The 5,444-nt window shown below is 35.7% G+C and carries 4 protein-coding genes; all 4 read right to left on the reverse strand.

The window, feature by feature from the left end; genetic code table 11:
* Positions 1–1,511: peptide chain release factor 3 (gene prfC / locus Q1J40_RS05480; protein ID WP_301099047.1), on the reverse strand; the 1,511-nt coding region annotated here is incomplete at its 3' end.
* A gap of 128 nt (positions 1,512–1,639) precedes the next feature.
* Positions 1,640–2,854, reverse strand: coding sequence for a type II toxin-antitoxin system HipA family toxin (locus tag Q1J40_RS05485; protein WP_301099048.1), 1,215 nt, complete (start codon positions 2,852–2,854; stop codon positions 1,640–1,642).
* A complete protein-coding gene (locus Q1J40_RS05490; RefSeq protein WP_301099049.1) occupies positions 2,847–3,158 on the reverse strand; it encodes a helix-turn-helix domain-containing protein in 312 nt (103 codons plus the stop codon). Before Q1J40_RS05490 ends, Q1J40_RS05485 begins: the two co-directional genes overlap by 8 nt.
* 321 nt (positions 3,159–3,479) lie before the next feature.
* The coding region (locus tag Q1J40_RS05495) for a hypothetical protein (RefSeq protein ID WP_301099050.1) at positions 3,480–5,444 on the reverse strand (1,965 nt) is incomplete at its 5' end.

A 5,444-nucleotide genomic window follows, 5' to 3' on the forward strand; every position in this document is an offset into this window, starting at 1 on the left:
ATATAGGTTAAGTTATCTCCACCATCAAGGGCTAAGTTTTGCTCATTCTTACGTTTAAATTCTTCAAATTTTTTCGTGTCTGCACATTCAACCCAACGAGCAGTGGCAACGTTTACGGTTTCATAAATCGCTTCCACGTTATATTCGGTTTTTAAGCGAGCAACAACCACGTCAAACTGCAATACACCGACTGCACCGACAATTAAATCGTTGTTGTGAAGTGGACGGAATACTTGCACTGCACCTTCTTCTGAAAGCTGAACTAAGCCTTTAAGTAATTGCTTTTGTTTAAGTGGGTCACGTAAACGAATACGGCGGAATAATTCAGGGGCGAAGTTTGGAATCCCTGTAAATTTAAAGTTTTCGCCTTGGGTGAAAGTATCACCAATTTGAATCGTACCGTGATTATGTAAGCCGATAATATCGCCTGCATAAGCCTCTTCTGCATGAGCTCGGTCACCTGCCATAAAGGTTAAGGCATCGGAAATTACCACATCTTTTCCTATGCGTACGTGTTTTAATTTCATTCCTTTTTCATATTTACCTGAAACGACTCGCATAAATGCCACACGATCTCGGTGTTTTGGATCCATATTGGCTTGAATTTTAAAGACGAAACCACTGAATTTTTCTTCGCTGGCTTGGACTTCTCGTTGATCCGTTTGGCGAGATTGTGGTGCTGGTGCCCATTCAGTTAATCCATCTAAGAAATGATCGACCCCAAAGTTACCTAATGCAGTACCGAAGAAGACAGGGGTTAATTCGCCATTTAAGAACGCATCTAAATCAAATTCGTGGCTTGCACCTTGTACTAATTCTAATTCTTCACGCAATTGAAGGGCTAAATCTTCACCCACAGCACTATCTAATTCAGGATTGTCTAACCCTTTAATAATGCGAACATCTTGAATGGAATGTCCTTGCCCTGTTTGGTAGAGGTAGGTTTCATCTTTGGTTAAATGGTATACGCCTTTAAATAATTTTCCACAGCCGATAGGCCAAGTGATTGGGGCACAATCAATCTTAAGTACGCTTTCTACTTCATCAAGTAACTCCATTGGATCACGAATATCACGGTCGAGTTTATTCATAAAAGTGAGAATTGGCGTATCACGCAAGCGTGTGACTTCCATCAATTTAATGGTACGTTCCTCAACCCCTTTCGCTGAGTCAATGACCATCAAACAGCTATCAACCGCTGTTAGTGTACGGTAAGTATCTTCCGAGAAGTCTTCGTGTCCCGGAGTATCAAGTAAATTGACTAAGCAATCGTTATAAGGGAATTGCATCACAGAGGTGGTAATTGAGATCCCACGTTGCTTTTCCATTTCCATCCAGTCTGATTTAGCGTGTTGTGCAGAGCCTTTACCTTTTACAGAACCCGCTTTTTGAATCGCATTTCCGTAAAGTAATACTTTTTCAGTAATGGTGGTTTTACCCGCATCGGGGTGAGAAATAATCGCAAAAGTTCTTCGTTTATTAACTTGTTGTGGATAATCGTTCAATGACATTGATTTTCTCTATGTAGAATTGATTTTTAATAAAGGGTTATTTTCCCTGATCTTGAGGGGTATAACAACCCAAATAATAAGACGATATTAAAATTTATTAAGAATACGCATAACTTCCCTCAGGGAATTTAACGAAGTGGTATGCTTTTTAAGTGTCTATCGATTGCTTCAATCATTGATTTAGTAAGTAGTAAGTGATGTTTTTCTTTCGCCCATATTTCATAGAATCCTGCCGCAGTTTGTTTGGCAGTATCTAATACTAATTTCTCTGGCAACATTGCTTTGGCTGCTAAATGTGATAATTCATCCAATGTAAAATCGCTAAATTTTTTGCTACGACTAACTTTTAGTGAAGCGTTATTATCGGGGATATAGGGAATCGTTGAAACAAAATCATAAGCAGGTGCAAGGGATGGGCTGTGTTTATTTTTATAAATTAAAGACCAATTTTTTAAATGCATATCCGCATTACCAATTAGAGTGTTGAATACCAATCTACGAGTAAATTCGATAATATCCTCATCTTGACTTTCTATGCCAATAACCTGAGCAATATTACTCATACTCGCTTTTTTGTATTTATCTTGAGGATATACACCAAATACTTGTGCAAAGTCTTCAATATGTATTGCTTTGCCATCTTCTCTATCAAAACGTTTGATGACAAATGCACTATTACCAAACCTTCCAATGCCTTCTGGAATATTAGCAATTTTGTTGATAGGTAGTAGCTGTATCTCTGGTACATTCATTCCTAACATTCGAGCTAATGTCATCATCGAATATTCATTTTCTGGTACAGCTTCAAAACGGGACGATGGTAATTTTACAATCCAAGAACCACCTTGACCTGTAGCAGGAATTGTTAAGCCTCCATTTGCATGTTGTACCGCTGAAAATTTCAACTGTACGCCTGCCAATGAAAAACGCATTGGGACACCAATTTGGTTTTCATCGTCAATTGTCTCATATCTATTTGAGGGTAATGCCTTACCATCGGCTGATTCAACGGTGATTGCACCGGCTAAATCCTGTCCGAGTACCCATAATAGAAAAAACTCTCTTGCAGGGTTTACGCCAGCACGCTCTGCTAAGTAATTACGCATTGTTTCTTCAGGGAGAAGATTGGAGAAAAATGGAATTAACTTAGTTTGAGTTGGTTTGAAATCTGTGAGTAAGCCACCGAGTGAATCCTTAAATCCAAGTCCTAATGTAGGTCTTGATTCATCATTAATATACGAATCTGTAAAGGCAAATAATGTTCTATCACTACCTACATGGGTAATTGTTGCGATGAGTTTACCGTAGAGAAAAACATTTAGTGTAGATATATTGTTAGTCATTCTCGTCTCCCTCTAGCTGGTATGCTGGCAAAATGTTTTTTTTCTCACTATTAATTCCTGTGCTAGTTCGAATGATTGAATTTATTGCCGGAATCGACTTTTTGGGGACAACTAATAACTCAAGGTCAAGTACACGAGCAAGTGTTATTAAACTAGAAACTCTTAGATCAACTTCACCCCCCTCAATTTTAGATATATGACTTTGGGGAATACCAGAACGAGTACTTAAATCTCTCTGACTAAGCCCTTTATGTAGTCTAGCTTCCCGAAGGCTTGCTAGTATTTGATCTGTCACATAATTCATATTGATATGCCTTGATCTATCTATTAAGAAAAATATATATCTAAATATATCACCTCAACCTAAAAATAACAATAATGATTAGTTATTCTATATTTAAAATTTTTTTGATATATATTTATATATAATATGAAGGTACCCCTCGATCACGGAACTATTACTTTAATTTCTGTAGTGGGGCTTATAAGTTATGGCGGTTTTATTTATATCTGAAATAAGCTTTGCAAAATTTAGTAAGGAAGCGACCGCTTGTTTGTGGTTTTTATATGATGTGGGGATATAAAAAATAGGGCGAGAAGATCGCCCTATTGTGAGTGAGTTGTGCTAATTAATTAGCATTGCATATTCATCATCAAAATTAATTTCTTTCCAACGTTTTATTAAGGTGGCAGCACAAGGTCTTCCGGCTAACTGATTCATTCTTACCCAATCTACATCCAGTAGGTCGGAGAGAAGTTTTATATCTAATTCACCTTGTAATGAGTGCCATTGGCGGATACTTGGTTGCCTCATTAATTGGTTTTTAGGTGAGGCGAGTCCACCGACAATAAAGTAACCTTTTTCTTTATCGTGCCATAAGCGTTGAATACCGGGGATATCAGTCATCCAGCGTTTAACATCATTTAATGGTTTATTAAAATAATGAGAAAGAACAGTATCAAGACAACCACTTATTGATGTATCTTTTTGCTTTTGTCGCAGAGCTAGCCATTGTGTAATGACTTCTCTTTTTATTTGATGATAGGTACTACTGGTTTCATTTTGTTGATAAAGTACACTTAAGTGATTTTGCCAGAATTCAAATAAGTGGGGTAGCTCATCAAGAAAACGTCTCGCTTTACTGTCAGATAGTATGCCATTTTCACACAACTTATGGGTGATATGTTCAAGTGGTTCAATATCATTGATTAACCAATCTGAAATTGGGTATGTTTTTTGTTTTTTCATTAGATGAGAATAAACGTCCTCCATACCTAATGGTAGTATGTTAGGTTTATCATATAGTGGATCTTGCATCATTATAGCCACTTGCTCATTTTCGTTTTTGCTGAGAATAAGCGTGATTTTCGATGTAAATTGTTTTTGTTTATCAGGATTTGTACCGTAATAGTCCATAACCACATCTTGACGATAGGCATAAGGCCAATTTTTATGGATTAAATTGAGTAAATCATCAACGGAAGTGCCAAAGCTTAATAAATATTTATCTATCTTTTGGACCATATTTTTATCCGTTGGATCAAATGGCATTAAAATAGGTCGATCATTAGCGACAGTGAAAAAATAGCCATCGGTAATCACAATAGTATTGTCATTTAAACAGGATTTTTGTAGTGGCAGAACTGCTGAAATAAGGCGATTAGAATCGAGTAATAATCGTTTTAGTTCAAGTTCTTTCAGTACCACTTCCAATTTTATCGTTATTGCTTCTTTGTAGGAGTCATTATTTAACATTGAATAATTATAGGTATAGTATTGGCTATCAATCGCTGGATATAATTTTATTGGGTCATCATCATTAGATTCAATTAATAGACCTTCTCCAATTGGATCACCATAAACATAATTAGGATTAACATTGATATGTTGAATTGCATATTTCTTAGCAATAAAACGAGTCAATAAATAACGATCATTTTCAATCCCTTTTTCTTGGTCAATTAAAATCAATACTCGATCTGATTTTTGTAACTCAAGTTGGTGTAAATTATCCGCTCCAATTTCAGAGAGAATTTCCCAATCAATATTTATGCCTTTTGAGGTAATCAAACTATCAAATAAATGTATTATTTCTTTACAAGTAATATCAGTATTAACCCTAAGATCAATAATTTTAATTTTCCCTGAAATATCAATACTTGAGAATTTTGATTTAGTTTTTACTGCTTGATATTTTGTCTTTAAGGGTAAAGGTTCAAGGTTTAATGTTTTAGGAAAGAGCTTAAACCCATAATTGCTAGCAAAACGTATAAATTCATCTTGTATCGGTTTTAGGATCATAGGCCAACTTTGCATAAATTTATCAGGGGAAGATAAATCTAAAAATGGACGTTGTTTTCGAGAATTCTTACTTTTAGGAATTTCTTTAAATAAGATGCCAGTCGGTTTTTTTTCATTCGGATACCATCTTACTAGCACCTTATTTTTATCGTATATCCATAATGGCTTTTTGATTTTACTAAGTTCTTCATTATTCGATATAGGTCTTAAAGGAACGTTAGTATAAAAGAGGGCAATTTCTACCGTTTCATTATCTTTTAATTGTTGCGTTCTACAATCTAAGCTAAT

This window comes from Otariodibacter sp. (genome assembly GCF_029256985.1).
Lineage (GTDB): Bacteria > Pseudomonadota > Gammaproteobacteria > Enterobacterales > Pasteurellaceae > Otariodibacter.